Raw genomic sequence first — 18,593 nt, forward strand, 5'->3', positions numbered from 1 at the left:
GTATTCCTGGTCGGCGGCCTCGTCCACGGCCCGTGTCGCCAGCACCAGAAACGGCCTGCCGTAGTGGTCGCGCGCCCGCGCGTCGGGCAAGCCACACACCCAAGCCGCCCGGCGCTCCGGGGGCGCGTGCCCCCCTTTAAAAACCCGGGGGGCCAAAGCCTCCCCCCCCGGGGGGCCCCCGGGGCGGGGGGGGGTCTCGACGACCGCGTGCCGGTCCAGGTCATAGCCGGTGAGCCGTACCGTGACATCCGGTGGGGCCTCCCGGCGCACTGCCAGCAGGAGTTCTCCGTCCCCGCAGGCCGGGTCGAGGACCCGCAGTTCACCGCCGCGTGGCGCGTGCGCCAGCGCCCGGCGCGCCAGGAATCGCGCGAGCTCGGGCGGCGTGTAATGCCTGCCGTGCCGTTTGCGCTCGTGCGCGTCGCGGGCCTGCGAAGCCATGGGCTCGATTGTGCCCCGCGAGGTCGCCGAGGCGGCGCAGGCGCGAGGCACGGACGCGAGACGGCTGCCGGTCGACCCGGCTGACCAGCGGCGACGCCATGCCTGTTTCAAACCGTGGGTTGCGCCACCGCGACTTCGGTGGAGTGCGATCCCGGCGCTCGGTAACGTCGTTCGGATTTCATCGTGTGATGTACCGAGAACGAGGACGATGTCGAGATTCACCACGCTGACGGCGGTCGTGGCCGCCGCGGCACTGTCGCTGCTGCCCGCCACGGCGCGGGCGGAGACCCCGCAGTACGCGCCGACCATGCTCATCCTGGACGCGTCGGGCTCCATGCAACGCCCCGATCAGGGCGGCACCATGATGGATTCCGCGAAGCGGGCGGTGCGCTCGTTCGTCGAGTCGGCGCCGGCCGAGTCCTCGGTCGGGCTCACCACCTACGGCACCGGCACCAGCAACGACGAGGCGGACAAGGCCGCGGGCTGCCGCGACGTCCAGGTACTGCGGCAGCCGGACACGATCGACAAGCCCGCGCTCACCGCCGCGGTCGACGGGATCACCGCGCGCGGCTGGACCCCGATGGGCACGGCCCTGCGTCAGGCCGCGGCGGCGCTGCCCGCGCAGGGCCCTCGGTCGATCGTGCTCGTCTCCGACGGTGACGACACCTGCGCGCCGCCCGACCCGTGCGAGGTCGCCGCGGAACTGAAACAGAAGGGGGTGGATCTGGTCGTGCATTCGATCGGATTCGCCGTCGACGAGAAGGCCCGCGCCCAGCTCACCTGCCTGGCACAGGCGACGGGCGGCACCTACAGCGACGCCGCCGACGGCGCCGCGCTGGAACGCATTCTGCCCAGGGTCAGCTCGGCCGCGCTGCGCAACTACCAGGCGACCGGCACGCCGATCACCGGCACCGCCGAGTACCACACCGCGCCGGTGGCGACGCCGGGCCAGTACCTCGACACCATCGGTCAGCGGGAGAAGCGGATCTACGCCGTCGACGTGCCGGCCGGCGCGACGGCGTACTTCACCGGGATCGTGTCCTTCCCGCGCGCCGCCGACGTCTCGATCACCGACGACATGGCGGCCATGGACCTGCGCGTCCACGGGCGCGAGGGCACCGACTGCGGGGTCAGGGAGCGCGAGCTCGAGACCCGCACGAGCGACGGGGTCGCGCTCACCGTCGGCCACACCTTCGAGGGTGCGGCGGCCGCGGACTCGGGACCGTGCAAGGGCGCGGGCCGCTACTACTTCGAACTCGCCTGGGACCTGGCCCCGCAGGGCGCGCCGGAGCGGCTGCCGATCGAGATCCTCGTCGGCATCGAGCCCGGGGTCACCGATCCCGGCCCGTCGGCGGTCGGCGCTCCGGTCGCGTTCAGCGATCCGGCGGGTGCGCCCGAGCCGGTCAGCGGCGGCGGCTCGTTCACGGTCGCGGCGGAGCTCGACGGCAGCGGAAAGTACACCGACACCATGCGATCCGGCGAGTACGTCTTCTACAAGGTGCGCCTGGACTGGGGACAGGGCATGGCCTACCGGGTGCGCTTCGGCGAGACCGGCGGCGCCGGGTACACCTCCGCCACGAACGTGGAGACCACGCTGTACTCCCCACTCGGCCGCGAGATCGACTCCGACACCACCGCCTACACCGGCCGGACCACCACCGATCTGACGCTGTCGACGGTGCCGGTCCGGTACGCGAACCGCGACGCGAACGACTCCGAGGTACGGCGCCAGTCGGTGGCCGGGTGGTACTACCTCGCGGTCAAGGTCGGGCTGCCCAGCGGCGCCACGGCCATGCCGCCGACTCCCGTCGAGCTCGATTTGACGGTCGTGGGCGACAAGGAAGCCGGTCCGGTCTACGCGAGCGGCGGCGGCGACGTACTCGGTGAGCAGTCGGAGCCGACGAGCGACAGGGCTGTCGCCGTGGAAGGTTCGGAGGCGGGCACGCCGTGGCCGGTTTTCGCCGGGATCGGTGTCGGCGTGGTGGCACTGCTCGGCATCGGTGCCGCGATCTGGGTCATCGCCCGGCGCCGCGCCTGACCTGGACCGGCGAACCCGCCCGCGGCTCGGCGCCGCGGGCGGGTTCCGTGTTTCCGGCCCGGCTGCTAGCCTGGTCTCAAAATGAGACTAGATCTCCATTCAGCAAGGGAGCCCGGCGATGCGGCCGACCGATCACGACACCGACGATTTCGCGGCCCTGCGGCGCCTGGCCGAGCAGCGGTGGACCTGTAGGCAATTCCGGCCCGACGAGGTCGACCGGGCGACGATCGAACAGGTGCTGAATCTGGCCCAGCGCACCCCGTCGTGGTGCAACACCCAGCCGTGGCAGGTCGTGGTGACCAGCGGCGAGGGCACCGACCGGCTCCGCAAGGAACTGCTCGCCCACGTCCAGACCAGCGGCACCGCACCGGATTTCGAGTTCCCCGCGCAGTACGCCGGCGTGTATCGCGACCGCAGGCGCGCGTGCGGGTTCCAGCTCTACGACAGCGTCGGCATCGCCAAGGGCGACCACGAGAAGACCATGCGCCAGATGCTGCGCAACTTCGAGTTCTTCGACGCGCCGCACGTCGCGATCGTCACCTCCGAAGCCGATCTCGGCGTCTACGGCGCCGTCGACTGCGGGCTGTGGCTGGAGAACTTCCTGCTCGGCGCCCAAGCCCTCGGCCTCGGCGCGGCCCCGCAGGCCGCCCTCGCCTCCTATGCCCCGTTCCTGCGTGAGTACTTCGACCTCCCCGACCACCGGAAGGTCGTCTTCGGCGTCTCGTTCGGATACCCCGACCTCGACCACCCCGTCAACGCCTTCCGCACCGCCCGGGCGCCCCTCGCCGAGCAGATCATCTGGCACACGAGCTGACCGAGTCGCGCGGACCATCCGTCGGGGATCAGGCGGAGCGCGGGGCGGAGGTCATTCCCGGCCCCGGTTCGGGGGTGATGTCGCGCGCGGTGAGGGAGGCGTCACAGACATCACAGGTCAGGTGGGTGTGGGCTTCGCCCGTGCAGTCACGGTGACGGTATTCGACCGGCGGCCCGTCCGGCGCCATGTAGGTGTCACCCCAGTCGCGGATCGCCATCAGGATCGGGTAGATGGCGTGCCCCTTCTCCGTGAGGCGGTACTCCTCGTAGGCGCCGTCTTTCGCGGGCCGCTTCTCCAGGATCTCGTGCTCGATCAACCGATCGAGCCGATCCCCCAGCCGGCTCCGCGAAATCCCCAGCGCGCTCTGGAACGCGTTGAACCGCCGCACCCCGGTGAAGCAGTACTTGAGGATCAGCAATGTCCACCGATCCCCGAAGATCACCAACGGCCGCGTGATCGAACACGGGACGTCGGCGAGTTCCTCATAGCGCACCCTGCCATTATGCGCGCAGCTCCAGTCGGCGCGACCTCACCCGCGCGGGTGACGCGCTGCTACGCGCCGTCGTCGGCGCCCCGCAGGGCGTGGATCATGCCGCGCAGGATCCGGAACGCGTCCGCTCGCTCCGACTCGGTCATGTCTGCCAGCATTCTGACCTCGACGGACCGGACCGCCACCGTAGCCTTCTCGAGGCTGCGCCTGCCGCGCGGAGTGAGCCGGGTTGGCAGCACCTTCCCGACGGGCGCGGCCTCGGGCCTGGTCACGTAACCGTCCCGCTCCAGCGCCTGGAGCAGCACGTTCATCGTCTGCCGCGTCACGAACGCGCCCCGCGCCAGCTCGGAGTTCGACAGGCCGGGCCGTTGTGCCAGCAGCTCCAGGCACGAGTAGTGCGTAATGCTCATCCCCAGCGGCCGCAACACCTCCTCCATGGCGACACGCAGCGCGCTCGACGCCTCCTTGAGCAGGTATCCCAGTGACGTCTCCAGGTCGACGCCGTCTTGACTCATGTCAGCATTCTGACATAGTTTGCGTCATGTCAGAAAACTGACACAGAGAACAGGAGCATCAGCATGCCCGTCACCGGCCCCGACTTCCTCTCGCTCCAAACACGCGACCTCGACGCGTCGCGGGCGTTCTACGAGCAGTACCTCGGCCTCGTCCGCGCGCAGACCGGCCCGCCGCACGCCGTCGTCTTCGACACCAAACCGATCGCCTTCGCGCTCCGCGACCTCGTCCCGGGCACCGACCTCACCTCCGCCCCGCACCCCGGCATCGGCGCCGCGATCTGGCTGCACGCCACCGACGTCCAAGCCATCCACGACGCCCTGGCCGCCGATGGCCACCCCATCGTCACCCCACCCGTCGACGGCCCCTTCGGCCGCACCTTCACCTTCGCCGACCCGGACGGCTACCGAATCACCCTGCACGACCGCGCCTGACCGACCCGAAGGGCCGCCACTATCCCTGGCAGCTCGCCGACGCGGCGGCCCTTCGAACCCGACGCTGCAGCTTCCACTCCACGACCTCACCCAGCGGCACATCCGGCCGCTTCCGCCACCCCCGATACCACGAATGCGACCGGCTCTCCCACACCGCGAGCTCACTCGCCTCCGCGAGCTCCCACCGCACCGGCCCGACCGCGGCCCTCAGCCCCTGGCACTCCCGCCGGTCGATCCGATTCCGGATCCGCTTGTTCCGCGCGATGTTCTTCCGCGAGCTCTTGTCGTTCTCCCCGTACACATTCCGCCGATCCCTGGCGTAACTGAGCGCCTTCTTCTCCTGCGGACTCCGCCTGCCCATCGATCCCCCGTTCTCTCCATGCGGCGGCCACGCTACGCACCAGCACACGGGACCGCACGTGAGTTTTCGCCACCGGTGCCGCGCCCACGGACCGACATTTCCTCGGTCCGAAGCGGTCGGCGGTGGTGATGACAGCGAAACGGCCGCCGCACCTCCCGGTTTCGAGGGGTCGCGGCGGCCGAAAATCGTCGGATCAGAGTGGGATGTTCTTGTGGTGGCTCTTGCGGGCCGGGGCCGAGGCGAGGGCGGCGGCGATGATGCTGCGGGTCTTGGCGGGGTCGATGACCTCGTCGACGACGCCGATGGCGACGGCGCGTTCGACGCCGCCGGCGATCTTCTCGTGTTCGGCGGTGAGGCGCTCGTGCAGGGCTTCGCGCTCGTCCTCGGGCGCGGCGGCGAGGGCCTTCTTGTGCAGGATGCCGACCGCGGCCTTGGCACCCATCACGGCGACCTCGGAACCGGGCCAGGCGTAGACGGCGGTCGCGCCGAGCGCGCGGGCGTTCATCGCGATGTAGGCGCCGCCGTAGATCTTGCGGGTCACCAGGGTGACGCGCGGGACGCGGGCCTCGGCGAAGGCGTGCAGCAGCTTCGCGCCGCGGCGCACCACGCCCTCGAGCTCCTGGCCGACGCCGGGCAGGTAGCCGGGCACGTCGGTGACGACCACCAGCGGAATGCCGAACGCGTCGCACAGGCGCACGAAACGCGAAGCCTTCTCGGCGCTTTCGGAGTTCAGGCAGCCGCCCAGACGCAACGGATTGTTGGCGAGCACGCCGACCGTGCGCCCACCGAGGCGCCCGAGCCCGACGACCATGCTGCGGGCGTAACCACCCTGCAGTTCCTCGAACGAGGACTCGCCGTCGACGTTGTCGAGCAGCTCGTGGATGATCGGCTTCACGTCGTAGGCGCGCTTGGCCGACTCCGGCAGCATCGCCTTCAGGTCGACGTCGCCGTGCTCGGCCGCGACCAGGTCGAATTCGCCCTGCTCGGCGAACATCGACACGAGGCGCCGGGCGCGGTGCATCGCGTCGGCCTCGTCGTCGGCGGCGATGTGGCACACGCCGGACTTCTTGAAGTGTGTGGTCGGCCCGCCGAGCGTCTCCATGTCGACGTTCTCGCCGGTCACCGAACGCACCACGTCCGGACCGGTGACGAAGACACGGCCCTCGGGAGCCATGATGACGACGTCGGTGAGCGCGGGCCCGTAGGCGGCGCCGCCGGCGGCGAAGCCGAGCACCACCGAGATCTGCGGTACCAGGCCGGACGCGCGGACCATCGCCTCGAAGACCAGGCCCACCGCGTGCAGCGCCTCGACACCCTCGGCCAGGCGCGCCCCGCCGGAATGCCACAGGCCGACAACGGGAATGCCCGATTCGATGGCGGTGTCGATCGCGTCGACGATGTGCTTGCAGCCCGCCACCCCCATCGCGCCACCCATGACGGTCGCGTCGGAGCAGTAGGCCACGGTACGAACGCCGTCGACCTCGCCGATCGCGGCAAGGACGCCGGACTTGTCACGGGGGTGCAGCGGCAGCACGGTACCGGGATCGAAGAATCGCTGGAGCCGACCGAGGGGGTCACGCGGATCGGTCGTCGCGTCGTTGAACGCGGGAGCAATGATCGTCATCGCATCCTCCTACCTTCGTTGAGATTCATGCCGCTGCCGCGGCTCGTATACCGAAAACACCGGTGGGGCCGACCCATTCAGTTGGGCGACCCCACCGGGGATCGTGGAGCTTCTTCGATCGGCGCGGCTAGGCCCGACCGAAGGCGAGCGCGACATTGTGCCCACCGAAGCCGAAGGAGTTGTTGATCGCGTACTCGATTTCCTGGTGCCGGGCCTGCCCGTGCACCACGTCGAGATCGATCTCCGGATCCTGGTTGTCCAGGTTCAGCGTCGGCGGGACGACTCCGTCCCGGATGGCCAGCACGGTGAGCACGGACTCGAGCGCGCCGACGGCACCGATCGAGTGGCCGAGCGCCGACTTCGGCGCGTACACCGAAGCGTGGTTGCCCACAGCCTTGTTGATCGCGTTCGCCTCGGCGGTGTCGCCGATGGGGGTCGCGGTCGCGTGGGCGTTGATGTGGGTGATGTCCTGCTTGGACAGACCGGCGGTCTGCATCGCGCGGGTCATCGCCCTGGCCGCACCGGTGCCCTCGGGATCGGGCGCCACCAGGTGGAAGCCGTCGGAGGTGATACCGGCGCCGAGCAGGCGCGCGTGGATGGTGGCACCGCGAGCCTTCGCGTGCTCCTCGGTCTCGATCGTCATGAGCGCGCCGGCCTCGCCGAAGACGAAACCGTCACGATCCTTGTCGAACGGACGCGAAGCACCCTTGGGATCGTCGTTGCGCGTGCTCATCGCCCGCATCATGGAGAACGCCGCGATCGGCACGGAGTCGATGAAACCCTCGACGCCGCCGGTGACGACCATGTCGGCGTCACCCATCACGATCATCCGCCACGCGTTGGCGATGGCTTCCGAACCCGACGAGCACGCCGAGACCGGAGTGACCACTCCCGCCCTGGCCTTCAGCTCGAGACCGACGACGGCCGACGGACCGTTCGGCATGACCATCTGAACAGCCAGCGGCGAGATCTTGCGATAGCCACCGTTCTTCAGCTTGTCGACCGAGTCGATCAGCGCGTCGCCGCCACCGAGGCCGGTGCCGATCGCGACGCCCAGGCGGTCGTGGTCGACCTCCGGGCTGCCCGCGTTCTTCCACACCTCGCGACCGAGGACGGTCGCCAGGCGCTCGACATACGCCATACGGCGGATCTCGACCCGGCTCAGGAGGGTGTCGGGGCTGACTTTCAGGTGACCGCCGATGCGCACCGGCAGGTCGTATTCCTCGATGAAGGAATCCTCGAGAACGTCGATTCCGCTCTCACCGTTGAGGAGTCCCTTCCACGTCGCATCGACATCACCCGCGATCGACGTGGTCGCCGCCATGCTGGTGACGACGACGTTGGGGAAATTCCCGTTCAAGGTGGAAGGAGTGGTCACTGGTTCAGCCCTACTCGGCGTCGAACTTGGCCTTGAGCTCCGCGGCGGCGTCGGAGTTCTCCGCCTCGAGCTTCTGGATGTAGGAGACGGCGTCACCCACGGTCTTCAGGCTGGCGAGATCCTCGTCGGGGATCTTGACGCCGTACTTGTCCTCGGTCTGCACAGCGATCTCGACCATGGACAGCGAGTCGATGTCCAGGTCGTCGACGAAGGACTTCTCGATGGTCACCTCGGAGGGTTCGATACCCGTAACCTCTTCGATGATCTTGCCGAGTTCTTCGACGATCTGTTCCTGGGTCAGAGCGGCCACTTTGGTGGCTCCCTTCTTGTTCTCGTTTGTAGGGTCTGAAACGGTCTCGCACCTCGTCGTGCGCGACCGCCGGGGGGAAAGCTAGCCGGAGATGGTCAGCTCGGCCAACGCGGGGAGGTCTTCGGGGGTCTTCAGCGCCAGGTTCGGCGTGCCCTTCAGTTCCCGTTTGGCGATTCCGACGAGGGTGCCCGCCGGAGGCAGTTCGGCCACGGCCGACACACCCGCCGCGCGGACGGTCTCGGTGCACAGGTCCCAGCGCACGGGGCGGGTGACCTGAGCCGCGAGCTTGTCGATCGCGTCGGCGCCCGAGGTGACCGGCTTGCCGTCGAAGTTCGACAGCAGCGTCCGGATCGGGTCGCTCGGCGAGATCTGAGCGATGGCATCGGCGACAGCAGCCTGGGCCGGGGCCATGAAAGCGGTGTGGAACGCACCGGCGACGGGCAATGCGCGGACCCGTGCCTTCTCCGGCGGGTTCGCGGCGAGCTCCGCCAGAGCTTCCATGCTGCCCGCCGCCACGATCTGGCCGACCGCGTTGCGGTTGGCCGGGACGAGATCGAGTTCGGCGAGCCGTGCGAGCACGGTGGCTTCGTCACCACCGAGCACCGCGGACATGCCGGTCGGCTGCAACGCGCACGCCTTGGCCATCTCCCGGCCGCGGATGGCGGCCAGGCTGACCGCCTCGTCGGCGGTGATGACGCCGGCGACAGCGGCGGCGGCGAATTCACCGACCGAGTGTCCGGCGACGATGGTATCCGCCGGAATCGTCTCTGGGGCGATTTCGGCGAACGCCAGCAGGGCGGCGGCGACGACGAGCGGCTGGGTCACCGCGGTATCGACGATCTCCTCGGCCGTCGCGGTGGTACCGAGACGGACCAGGTCGAGGCCGGCGGCCTTCGACCACAGCTCGAGGCGGTCGGTCGCACCGGGAAGGGCGAGCCAGGGCGCGAGCATGCCGGGTGTCTGGGACCCCTGTCCAGGGGTGAACAACGCGATCACTCCCTAAGAAAACACTGTGACCCCCGCCGCAAGAGATGTCGGCGCGAATGAAGCTTGCGAGCGCGTTTTGTAGGGGTCCCACAAAATCCGAGGTGGGGTGTCCCGATCGACCGATTCCCCGATCTCGTTACAGGGGCTCGAAGCCCACTGGGGAAGGCGGGGTTTCTGTGACGGGGGGTGACGATTCGTTATGGGTTCGTGTCAAACGACCCACTGTCGCCGCGATCCGGAGCACATAAGCGTCTCGGGGATTCATGGGATCACGCCCGGTGATCTCACCGATTCGTTTGAGTCGGTACCGAACGGTATTTGGATGGACGTACAGCTGACGCGCGCATGTTTCTACTGCTCCGCCACAATCCAGGTAGGCGTCGAGTGTGTCGGATAACGAAGATCCGGCAGCAGCCAACGGGAGCACAAGATACTCGTTCAGCGCCTCTATCGCAGCTCTATCGCCCAGCAGGGCGCGTTCGGGCAGCAATTCCGACGCGTGAACGGGCCTTGGCGCGCCGCGCCAGCCCACGACGGCCTCCATCCCGGCCAGCGCCTCGATCGCGCTGGCGTGCGCGGCGCCCAGGGTGCGCATGGTCGGGCCGATCACCACCGGGCCGTCCGAGAACACATCGGCCAGCAGATCCGTCAGGAACGGCGAGGCGATCCCCGACTCCCCGCCGAGGTGCCCGCTGACCACCATCACCAGCCGGGCGCCCTGCACCACCGCCAGCGCGGCCCTGCCGTGCCTGGTCGCGATCGTGTGCACCGCGCCGACCGTCGAGACGCCCTGATCGGCGGGCGGGGTACCGACGAGCACCGTGGCGGGCGCGGTGGCGTCCCAGTTCAACGTGGCCGCCCGCGAGAGCATGTCCGGGCCCGTGTCCCCGCGGACCACCGCGTCGACCACCAGCGCCTCCAGGCGGGTGTCCCACGCGCCGCGCGACTCGGCCGCGCTGGCGTACACCGAGGCGGCCGCGAAACCGAGCTCACGCCCGTATCGCAGCACCGCCTCGGTGAGCGCCACCAGCTGACGGTCGTTGCGCGCCAGCGCGGGCAGCCACTGCTCGAAGAAGTCCATGGCCACCCGCACCATGTCCACGGTCTGGCGCAGCGTGAGCCGCCGCGCCAGATCCTGTGGGATCACCTGGAACGCGTCCAGGCTGAAGCGGATATCGGAGTCGGGATCCTGCAACCACTCCAGGAAGTTCACGACCGCCGTCTGCACCAGCATCTGCACACCCGCGCGCTGCGCGGCGTCCAGATCGGCGAAGAACGGCAGCCGATCCTGCATCGACCCCACCGCCTCGGTGGACAGCCGGCCCGAGAACTGCTTGACCCGCTTGAGCAGCGTGTCGGGCAGCGGATCACGAGTCTGCCGATTCGGGGACAGTGCCCCGGTCGGCAGATAGACCTCGTGTTCGCTGGTGCCCTCGGTGATCCGACGGGGCCGCGGCGGTTTGCGCTCCACAGTCCTATCGTCCGCTACGCGAGTTCCTCGGCCGCGTCCGCACTCGGCTTCGGCGCGGCGGACACGTCGTCGATGCGATACTTCGCCGCCGCTTCCACCGCCTTCGACTTGTCCAGCGTGCCGTCCTTGACCAGGCCCTCGAGCACGGCGACCACGATCGACTGGGCGTCGACGTTGAACACCCGGCGCGCGGCCGGACGGGTGTCGGAGAAGCCGAACCCGTCGGTGCCGAGGGTGATGTAGTCGCCCGGCACCCACTGCCGGATCTGGTCGGGCACCGCGCGCATCCAGTCGGTGGCGGCCACGACGGGTCCGCGGGCCGCCGCCAGCGCCTGGGTGACGTAGGGCACGCCCGGATCGGTGTCGGGATGCTTGAGCGCCTGGATCTCCTTGTCCAGCGCCTCCTTGCGCAGCTCGCCGAAGGAGGTCACCGACCACACGTCGGCGGCGACGCCCCACTCCTGCGCCAGGATCTCCTGGGCGCGCAGGCCGTCGGGCACGGTGACACCGGAGACCAGGATCTGCGCGCGCACCTCACCCTCGCCACCGGCCTGGTACAGGTACAGGCCCTTGAGCAGCCCGGCCACATCGATGCCCTCCGGCTCGGCAGGCTGCTGGTACGGCTCGTTGTAGAGGGTGATGTAGTAGAAGATGTTCTCCCCGGCGAACGCGCCGTCCTCCGGCGGGTTGGTGCCGGGCAGCTGGCCCTGCTCGGGCGTCCCGCCGCCGTACATCCGGCGCAGACCGTCGCGCATGATGTGGGCGATCTCGAAGGAGAACGCCGGGTCGTAGGTCACCACGGCCGGGTTCGTCGAGGCCAGCAGCAGCGAGTGCCCGTCGTTGTGCTGCAGGCCCTCACCGGTGAGGGTGGTGCGCCCTGCCGTCGCGCCGAGCACGAACCCGCGGGCCAGCTGGTCGGCCGCGGCCCACAGGCCGTCGCCGGTGCGCTGGAACCCGAACATCGAATAGAAGATGTAGAGCGGGATCATCGGCTCGCCGTGCGTGGCGTACGAGGTGCCGACCGCGGTGAACGACGCGGTGGACCCCGCCTCGTTGATGCCCTCGTGCAGGATCTGCCCGACGGCGCTCTCCTTGTAGGCGAGCATCAGTTCCGCGTCGACCGAGGTGTAGAGCTGACCGTTGCGGTTGTAGATCTTCAGCGTCGGGAACCACGAGTCCATGCCGAAGGTGCGGGCCTCGTCGGGAATGATCGGCACGATCCGCTTGCCGATCTCCTTGTCCCGCAGCAGTTCCTTGACCAGTCGCACCAGCGCCATGGTGGTGGCGACCTTCTGCTTGCCCGAACCCTTGCGCACCGAGCGGTAGGCCTCGTCGCCGGGCAGCGTCAGCGGCTTGGCGACCGAGCGGCGCTCGGGCACGAAACCGCCGAGGGCCTGACGGCGGCTCAGCATGTACTGGATGGCCGGATTGTCCATGCCGGGGTGGTAGTACGGCGGCAGGTACGGATCCTTCTCCAGCTCCGCGTCCGTGATCGGGATGCGCTGCAGATCGCGGAAGTCCTTGAGGTCCTGCAGCGCCAGCTTCTTCATCTGGTGGGTGGCGTTGCGGCCCTCGAAGTGCTTGCCGAGGGTGTAGCCCTTGATCGTCTTGGCCAGGATCACCGTCGGCTGGCCCTTGTGCGCCATCGCCGCCGCGTAGGCCGCGTAGACCTTGCGGTAGTCGTGGCCGCCGCGCTTGAGATTCCAGATCTCGCTGTCGGACATGTTCTGCACCAGCGCCTTGGTGCGCGGGTCGCGACCGAAGAAGTGATCGCGCACGTAGGCGCCGTCGTTGGCCTTGTAGGTCTGGAAGTCACCGTCGGGGGTGGTGTTCATCAGGTTGACCAGGGCGCCGTCCCGATCGGCGCCGAGCAGCGCGTCCCACTCGCGACCCCAGACCACCTTGATCACGTTCCAGCCCGCGCCGCGGAAGAACGACTCCAGCTCCTGGATGATCTTGCCGTTGCCGCGCACCGGGCCGTCGAGCCGCTGCAGGTTGCAGTTGATGACGAAGGTCAGGTTGTCCAGCGCCTCGTTGGCGGCCACCTGGATCAGGCCGCGCGATTCGGGCTCGTCCATCTCGCCGTCGCCGAGGAAGGCCCAGACGTGCTGGTCGGAGGTGTCCTTGATGCCGCGGTCGTGCAGGTAGTGGTTGAACCGCGCCTGGTAGATGGCGTTCATCGGGCCCAGGCCCATCGACACCGTCGGGAACTCCCAGAAGTCCGGCATCAAGCGCGGGTGCGGGTAGGACGGCAGGCCGTGGCCGGGTCCGCCGTGGCTGTACTCCTGGCGGAAGCCGTCGAGGCGCTCGGCGCTGAGGCGGCCCTCCAGGTACCCGCGGGCGTAGATGCCGGGCGAGGCGTGGCCCTGGATGTAGATGCTGTCGCCGCCGCCGGGGTGGTCCTTGCCGCGGAAGAAGTGGTTGAAGCCCACCTCGTAGAGCGCCGCCGAGGACGCGTAGGTGGAGATGTGGCCGCCGACGCCGATGCCGGGGCGCTGCGCGCGGTGCACCATGATCGCGGCGTTCCACCGGATCCAGGCGCGGTAGCGGCGCTCGACCTCCTCGTCACCGGGGAACCAGGGCTCGTTCTCGGTGGGGATGGTGTTGACGTAGTCGGTGGAGGTGAGCGCGGGAATCGACACCCGACGCTCGCCCGCGCGCTCGAGCAGCCGCAACATCAGATAGCGGGCGCGGCCGGGGCCTTCGCGATCGAGCATGTCGTCGAAGGATTCCAGCCATTCGCTGGTCTCCTCGGGGTCGATATCGGGAAGATACGACGCCACTCCCTCGCGGATCACCCGGACGCGCTCACCGGACGTTCTGGTGGCGTCGCTGCCCGCGGCGGGTGCCGCCGCGGCGGGTTCGTTCGCGGAATTCGCTGACACAGGGTGGATCAGGTCGGTCAAATCTGCTCCTCGTACAGGGGGCTGAACTGCTTGTTGGCGTCGCTATCCCCGGGCCTGCCCGCTAGGTGTGCGGGCCACCCGTCACGAACGTTTCGGGCGCACCCCCATCCTTACCGAAAAGGTGGCGCAGGTCATCCTCTCCAGGCAGGTACTGAGCGGTATAAACCGAAGTCGGCGCGCTGAACGCGGCCCCACCACCCCGGGTTGCCGCCGCGGACCACGGTCGGCGAGGATCCACTAAGTTCGGCAGGGGAAGCGCAGGAGCGGGATGAGAGGGATCCGACGACGATGAGGGTGCTGGACGCGCGCCGCTTCGGGCTGGCCTGTGCCACCGTCGCCGTAGCCGCCGGTCTGGTGGTGGCGGGCTGCGGCAAGCAGGTGCCCGGCACCGCGACCACCGACGCCGCCGAGGTCGCGGCGTACAAGACCTCCGCCGCCGCGTCGTCCTCGGCCGCCGCGTCCTCGAAGGCGGCCGCCGCGCAGGCCAAGGCGATCACCGACAACTGCACCCAGTTCCCCACCACCACGGGTGCCGGGGTGACCGCCTACAACGACTTCGTCACCGCGCACGACCGCAACGCCCCCGACTACGCCGACAAGCGCGAGGCCGCGGCGAGCACCCTGGACAACGCCGCGACCAAGGTGGAGACCGGCGTCACCGCGGCCGCGGGCGCGCTGCCGCCCGAGCTCGCCGAGAAGTTCACCGCCTATGTCGTCGCGGCGCGCGAACTGTCCGCCGAGACCAGGAAGATGACCTACACCTCCCAGGTGGCCAAGCTCAACGACGCCAGCCGAAAGATCAACAAGGCGCGCACCGATGTGCATGACGCCTGCTCGAGCCGCTGAATTCGTCCCGCCGACACGCGGCATACGGTCCCAATTCATCCGATCGGCTTGCGCTGCGGCCGATAACCATGTTCGCTTGCACCTATCTATTGTCGGCAGTTTAGGGAGGACACCACCGTGGTCGCCGCGGCGGACGCGCAGAACTACGCTCAGAAGCTTGGCATTTCTCACGGCTTGGTCGTTCAGGAATTGGGCTGGGACGAGGACACCGACGACGACTTGCGCGCCGAGATCGAGGAGGTCAGCGGCGGCGAGATGGTCGATGAGGACTCCGACGAGGTCGTGGACGCGGTCCTGTTGTGGTGGCGAGAAGGTGATGGCGATCTGGCCGACGAGCTGATGGACGCCATCGGCCCGCTGTCGGATGAGGGCTTCATCTGGGTACTCACCCCCAAGACCGGTCACTCGGGCCATGTCGATCCGAGCGAGATCGCCGAAGCCGCGCCTACGGCCGGCCTGACCCAGACCTCGACCATCAGTCTCGGCAGCTGGACGGGCTCCCGCCTGGTCCAGCCGAAGGCACCGTCCAAACAGCGCTGAATTCGCCGTTCGCTAAGGTCTCAGCCGGACGAGAACGCTCGGCTGAGACCCGACACGACGGAGGATTCGCCCTATGCCGCTAGAGGTTGGCACTCTCGCGCCGGACTTCACGCTCAAGGATCAGAACAACCAGCCCGTCACGCTGTCGGACTACCGCGGCAAGAAGAACGTCCTGCTGGTGTTCTATCCGCTCGCCTTCACCGGCATCTGCCAGGGTGAGCTGTGCAAGGTGCGCGACGAGCTGCCCAAGTTCCAGAACGACGACGCCGAGATCCTCGCGATCTCCGTCGGCCCACCACCCACCCACAAGATCTGGGCGGCCGAACAGGGCTACCTGTTCCCGCTGCTGTCGGACTTCTGGCCGCACGGCGCCGTCACCCAGGCCTACGACGTCTTCAACGACAAGTCCGGTTACCCCAACCGCGGCACCTTCGTCATCGACAAGGCCGGCTACATCACTTTCGCCGAGATGAACGGCCCCGGAGAAGCCCGTGACCAGGCGGCTTGGGAGAAAGCCCTCGCCGCGCTAGATTCATAGACCGATCCCGCCGGTACTCCCGGCGGGACTCGGGCGTATAGCTCAGCGGTAGAGCACTGGTTTTACACACCAGCGGTCGGGGGTTCGATCCCCTCTGCGCCCACAGTACGAGCGGCCCGGGGTCTCACCCCGGCAGGCCGACTTCGTCGGGAGTCTTGTCGGTGCGGATCCCGCGGAAGCTCGGGTGTCGCAGCAGGCCGTCGCCGCTGATCTCGCGGTATTCGATGTCGGCCACGAAGACCGGTTCGACCCACCAGGCCGCCCGCGTCACCGTCGGCGGCGGCGGATCGTCCAGTGGGCTGGTCTCGCGACGGACTTCCTCGAGTGCGGCGCGGATGCTGCGGCGGGCCTCGGTGGTGAAGCCGGTCCCCACCCCACCGATGCAGTGCAGGTGCCCTTCCGGGGTGTGCCCGGCCAGGACGAGGCCGCCGAAGGTGGCGGCGTTGGGACCGGTGCCGGGGACCGCGCCGACGATGACGGCCTCGGTGGTGGCCCGCAGCACCGTCTTGATCCAGGCCGACGAACGGCGGCCCGGCTCGTAGCTCGAATCGTCGCGCTTGCTGACGATGCCCTCCAGCCCGGTCTCCGCGGCCGCGCGCAGCAGCTGCTCGGCGTCGGTGTCGGCCAGTGACCAGTTCGGCGGAACACGAACGCGCGCACCGTCATCGATCCGTATCGCCGTGAGTTCCACCCGCCGGGACGAGTACGGATCCGCGAACAGGATGTCGTCGTCGAGGGCAAGCAGGTCGAACGCGAGATAGTCCACGCGCACCTCGGCGATCAACGCGGGCAGGGGACGCTGGACGTGCATTCGCCGCTGCAGCCGCGCGAACGAGGGGGCGCCCCGCTCATCGGGCGCGACGAGCTCGCCGTCCAGCAGCATGGCGCGACCGGCGGTCATCTCGGTCAGCGCGCTGACGACCTCGGGATAGGAGCCGCTGATCTCGCGCAGGTTCCGGCTCCACAGACTGACACCGTCGGCGGTACACCGGGCGACCGCGCGGACACCGTCCCACTTCATCTCCGCGCTCCACCGCCCTGGCGGCCGGGGCGGCCGTCCGGGTTTGGCCAGCATCGGTGCCGGCACCGCCAGACCCACAAGATCAAGGGTAGACCCGTCGCACCCTCACGTGAGTGCCTGCACGATCCCGGACAGCACCCGCCCGATCAGGCGGGCCACCGCCCCCGCGCCCTCGACGAGCACGGTGCCGACCACCTCGACCCCCATGCCCCCGTCTTCGTACCCACCATCGGTCCGACGACGACGCCGCGACCTCCGGCGCCCGGATGCGATTTCCGCTGCAGGAGCGACTCTTTCGTTCAACACCCCACCAACGTAGGTCGGGCACCTTTCGAAATTCTCAACGCGTTCATATCCGGTCGAGGATCGCGGCCCGGCGCGCGCCATGGCGCAATCGGGTCTTCCGCCCCGTTCGATCGAGTGGTAGCTTGGCAATTCAACATCAAGTTACTGGCCGGTAACATGTCTTGCCGGCCGACGACTTACCGCACGGGGGGCCGCACAATGTCCACTGCCACGATCACCCTCGGGATCATCGGCGCCGTCATCACCCTGCTGTCCTGGGGGACGCTCGTCCTCGGGGTCGCCCGGATGATCCGAGTCCTCCGCGCGGGCCGACCCGACCACGCCCGGCTTCGCCCCTTCCTACCACGGGCGAAAACGGTGGTCATCGAGGTCGTCGCGCACACTCGGATGAACAAGTTCCGAACCGTCGGCTGGGCGCACTGGCTGGTGATGATCGGGTTCCTGCTCGGGATGGTCTTCTACTTCGAGTCCTACGGGCAGACGTTCGATCCGGAGTTCGGCTGGCCGATCATCGGTGACACCTTCGGCTACCACCTGCTGGAGGAGATTCTCAGCCTCGCCACCATCATCGGCATCGTGGTGCTGATCGGCATCCGGCAGCTGAATCACCCGCGGCGTCCCGAGCGACTGTCCCGGTTCGGTGGGTCGAACTTCGTCGCGGCGTATCTCATCGAGACGATCGTGCTCATCCACGGGCTGGGCGATGTCCTGGTGAAAGCCGGCAAGATCGCGACCTACGGCGGCGGGCACCTGTCGACCGACCTCGTCACCATGCAGGTCGCCCGCCTGCTGCCGGCGAGTCCCCTGATGATCTCGGTGTTCGCGTTCGTCAAGATGCTCGCGGGCGCGGCTTTCCTGTACCTGCTCGGCCGCAAGCTCACGTGGGGTGTTGCGTGGCACCGGATTTCGGCCTTCTTCAATATCTACTTCAAGCGTGAGGCCGACGGCGGCGTCGCCCTCGGCGCGGCCAAGCCGATGATGTCCGACGGCAAGGTCCTCGACATGGAGAATGCCGACCCCGACTCCGACACCTTCGGAGTCGGCAGGGTCGAGGACTTCACCTGGAAAGGCTTGCTGGACTTCACCACCTGCACCGAGTGCGGTCGCTGCCAGTCGCAGTGCCCCGCCTGGAACACCGGAAAGCCGTTGTCACCCAAGCTGTTGATCATGTCGCTGCGCGACCACACCTATGCGAAGGCGCCGTATCTGCTCGCCGGAGACGAGGCGAAGCCGGCCGAGATCGCCGAGGCGGAGCGTCCGCTGATCGGTGCCGAGGACGTCCACGGCGTCATCGACCCCGAAGTCCTGTGGTCGTGCACCACCTGCGGGGCCTGTGTCGAGCAGTGCCCGGTCGATATCGAACACGTCGACCACATCATCGACATGCGCCGCTACCAGGTGCTCATCGAGTCGGAGTTCCCCTCCGAGCTGGCCGGCCTGTTCAAGAACCTCGAGAACAAGGGCAACCCCTGGGGCCAGAACTCCAAGGACCGCCTGAACTGGATCAAGGAAGTCGACTTCGACATCCCCGTCTTCGGCCAGGACGCCGACAGCTTCGACGGCTACGAATACCTGTTC

The 18,593-nt window shown here is 68.6% G+C and carries 17 protein-coding genes and 1 tRNA gene; 8 read left to right on the forward strand and 10 right to left on the reverse strand.

What is annotated here, in order from left to right; translation table 11 throughout:
• The coding region (locus tag QH270_RS11170) for an N-6 DNA methylase (RefSeq protein ID WP_280340705.1) at nucleotides 1-438 on the reverse strand (438 nt) is incomplete at its 3' end.
• Nucleotides 439-646: 208 nt separating this feature from the next.
• Here QH270_RS11170 and QH270_RS11175 point away from each other — a divergent pair.
• Both QH270_RS11175 and QH270_RS11180 read left to right on the forward strand, forming a co-directional pair.
• Nucleotides 647-2,476, forward strand: coding sequence for a vWA domain-containing protein (locus QH270_RS11175; protein ID WP_280340706.1), 1,830 nt, complete (start codon nucleotides 647-649; stop codon nucleotides 2,474-2,476).
• A gap of 118 nt (nucleotides 2,477-2,594) precedes the next feature.
• On the forward strand, nucleotides 2,595-3,290 hold the full coding sequence (locus QH270_RS11180) for a nitroreductase (protein WP_280340707.1): 696 nt from the start codon (nucleotides 2,595-2,597) through the stop codon (nucleotides 3,288-3,290).
• Between the two features lie 28 nt (nucleotides 3,291-3,318).
• On the opposite strand, the gene QH270_RS11185 is transcribed toward QH270_RS11180, so the two are convergent.
• The gene (locus QH270_RS11185) at nucleotides 3,319-3,783 is read right to left on the reverse strand and encodes a winged helix-turn-helix transcriptional regulator (protein ID WP_280340709.1); all 465 of its coding nucleotides are present in this window, start codon (nucleotides 3,781-3,783) and stop codon (nucleotides 3,319-3,321) included.
• Between the two features lie 59 nt (nucleotides 3,784-3,842).
• A complete protein-coding gene (locus tag QH270_RS11190) occupies nucleotides 3,843-4,295 on the reverse strand; it encodes a MarR family winged helix-turn-helix transcriptional regulator (RefSeq protein WP_280340711.1) in 453 nt (150 codons plus the stop codon).
• 63 nt (nucleotides 4,296-4,358) lie between these two features.
• Between QH270_RS11190 and QH270_RS11195 the strand changes: the two genes are divergently transcribed.
• The gene (locus QH270_RS11195; RefSeq protein ID WP_280340712.1) at nucleotides 4,359-4,727 is read left to right on the forward strand and encodes a VOC family protein; all 369 of its coding nucleotides are present in this window, start codon (nucleotides 4,359-4,361) and stop codon (nucleotides 4,725-4,727) included.
• Between the two features lie 554 nt (nucleotides 4,728-5,281).
• On the opposite strand, the gene QH270_RS11200 is transcribed toward QH270_RS11195, so the two are convergent.
• From QH270_RS11200 to aceE, 6 genes are all read right to left on the reverse strand, one after another.
• Nucleotides 5,282-6,712 carry an acyl-CoA carboxylase subunit beta gene (locus QH270_RS11200; protein WP_110040244.1) on the reverse strand — a complete coding sequence of 477 codons (1,431 nt, stop codon included), beginning with the start codon at nucleotides 6,710-6,712 and terminating at the stop codon, nucleotides 5,282-5,284.
• 127 nt (nucleotides 6,713-6,839) lie between these two features.
• Nucleotides 6,840-8,090, reverse strand: coding sequence for a KasA/KasB family beta-ketoacyl-ACP synthase (locus QH270_RS11205; protein WP_280220929.1), 1,251 nt, complete (start codon nucleotides 8,088-8,090; stop codon nucleotides 6,840-6,842).
• 10 nt (nucleotides 8,091-8,100) lie between these two features.
• Nucleotides 8,101-8,400 carry a meromycolate extension acyl carrier protein AcpM gene (gene acpM / locus QH270_RS11210; protein WP_019046010.1) on the reverse strand — a complete coding sequence of 100 codons (300 nt, stop codon included), beginning with the start codon at nucleotides 8,398-8,400 and terminating at the stop codon, nucleotides 8,101-8,103.
• 81 nt (nucleotides 8,401-8,481) lie between these two features.
• Nucleotides 8,482-9,396, reverse strand: coding sequence for an ACP S-malonyltransferase (locus QH270_RS11215; protein WP_280340713.1), 915 nt, complete (start codon nucleotides 9,394-9,396; stop codon nucleotides 8,482-8,484).
• A 127-nt stretch (nucleotides 9,397-9,523) separates the two neighbouring features.
• The gene (locus QH270_RS11220) at nucleotides 9,524-10,828 is read right to left on the reverse strand and encodes a PucR family transcriptional regulator (protein WP_280340722.1); all 1,305 of its coding nucleotides are present in this window, start codon (nucleotides 10,826-10,828) and stop codon (nucleotides 9,524-9,526) included.
• Between the two features lie 44 nt (nucleotides 10,829-10,872).
• Nucleotides 10,873-13,764, reverse strand: a complete 2,892-nt coding sequence (gene aceE / locus QH270_RS11225; RefSeq protein WP_280340714.1) for a pyruvate dehydrogenase (acetyl-transferring), homodimeric type — start codon at nucleotides 13,762-13,764, stop codon at nucleotides 10,873-10,875.
• A gap of 288 nt (nucleotides 13,765-14,052) precedes the next feature.
• On the opposite strand from aceE, the gene QH270_RS11230 reads away from it, so the two are divergent.
• From QH270_RS11230 to QH270_RS11245, 4 genes are all read left to right on the forward strand, one after another.
• Nucleotides 14,053-14,610 carry a hypothetical protein gene (locus QH270_RS11230; RefSeq protein WP_280340716.1) on the forward strand — a complete coding sequence of 186 codons (558 nt, stop codon included), beginning with the start codon at nucleotides 14,053-14,055 and terminating at the stop codon, nucleotides 14,608-14,610.
• A gap of 117 nt (nucleotides 14,611-14,727) precedes the next feature.
• Nucleotides 14,728-15,150 (forward strand): DUF3052 domain-containing protein, encoded by a 423-nt coding sequence (locus tag QH270_RS11235; RefSeq protein WP_110040240.1) that lies wholly within the window; start codon nucleotides 14,728-14,730, stop codon nucleotides 15,148-15,150.
• 73 nt (nucleotides 15,151-15,223) lie between these two features.
• The gene (locus QH270_RS11240; RefSeq protein ID WP_232997584.1) at nucleotides 15,224-15,688 is read left to right on the forward strand and encodes a peroxiredoxin; all 465 of its coding nucleotides are present in this window, start codon (nucleotides 15,224-15,226) and stop codon (nucleotides 15,686-15,688) included.
• Between the two features lie 31 nt (nucleotides 15,689-15,719).
• Nucleotides 15,720-15,791, forward strand: a tRNA-Val gene (locus QH270_RS11245).
• A gap of 21 nt (nucleotides 15,792-15,812) precedes the next feature.
• Here QH270_RS11245 and ligD read toward each other — a convergent pair.
• A complete protein-coding gene (ligD, locus tag QH270_RS11250; protein ID WP_280340725.1) occupies nucleotides 15,813-16,763 on the reverse strand; it encodes a non-homologous end-joining DNA ligase in 951 nt (316 codons plus the stop codon).
• Between the two features lie 450 nt (nucleotides 16,764-17,213).
• Here ligD and QH270_RS11255 point away from each other — a divergent pair.
• A partial coding sequence (locus QH270_RS11255; RefSeq protein WP_280340720.1) for a (Fe-S)-binding protein occupies nucleotides 17,214-18,593 on the forward strand: 1,380 nt, incomplete at its 3' end.

The organism is Nocardia neocaledoniensis, from assembly GCF_029868625.1.
Classification (GTDB): domain Bacteria; phylum Actinomycetota; class Actinomycetes; order Mycobacteriales; family Mycobacteriaceae; genus Nocardia; species Nocardia neocaledoniensis_A.

Excerpts from the sequence above, each read along its gene's own strand:
- QH270_RS11180 (WP_280340707.1), top strand. The coding sequence starts at position 2,595 with ATGCGGCCGACCGATCACGACACCGACGATTTCGCGGCCCTGCGGCGC.
- ligD (WP_280340725.1), bottom strand. The coding sequence starts at position 16,763 with ATGCTGGCCAAACCCGGACGGCCGCCCCGGCCGCCAGGGCGGTGGAGC.
- QH270_RS11190 (WP_280340711.1), bottom strand. The coding sequence starts at position 4,295 with ATGAGTCAAGACGGCGTCGACCTGGAGACGTCACTGGGATACCTGCTC.
- QH270_RS11175 (WP_280340706.1), top strand. The coding sequence starts at position 647 with ATGTCGAGATTCACCACGCTGACGGCGGTCGTGGCCGCCGCGGCACTG.
- QH270_RS11200 (WP_110040244.1), bottom strand. The coding sequence starts at position 6,712 with ATGACGATCATTGCTCCCGCGTTCAACGACGCGACGACCGATCCGCGT.
- QH270_RS11240 (WP_232997584.1), top strand. The coding sequence starts at position 15,224 with ATGCCGCTAGAGGTTGGCACTCTCGCGCCGGACTTCACGCTCAAGGAT.
- QH270_RS11195 (WP_280340712.1), top strand. The coding sequence starts at position 4,359 with ATGCCCGTCACCGGCCCCGACTTCCTCTCGCTCCAAACACGCGACCTC.
- QH270_RS11230 (WP_280340716.1), top strand. The coding sequence starts at position 14,053 with ATGAGGGTGCTGGACGCGCGCCGCTTCGGGCTGGCCTGTGCCACCGTC.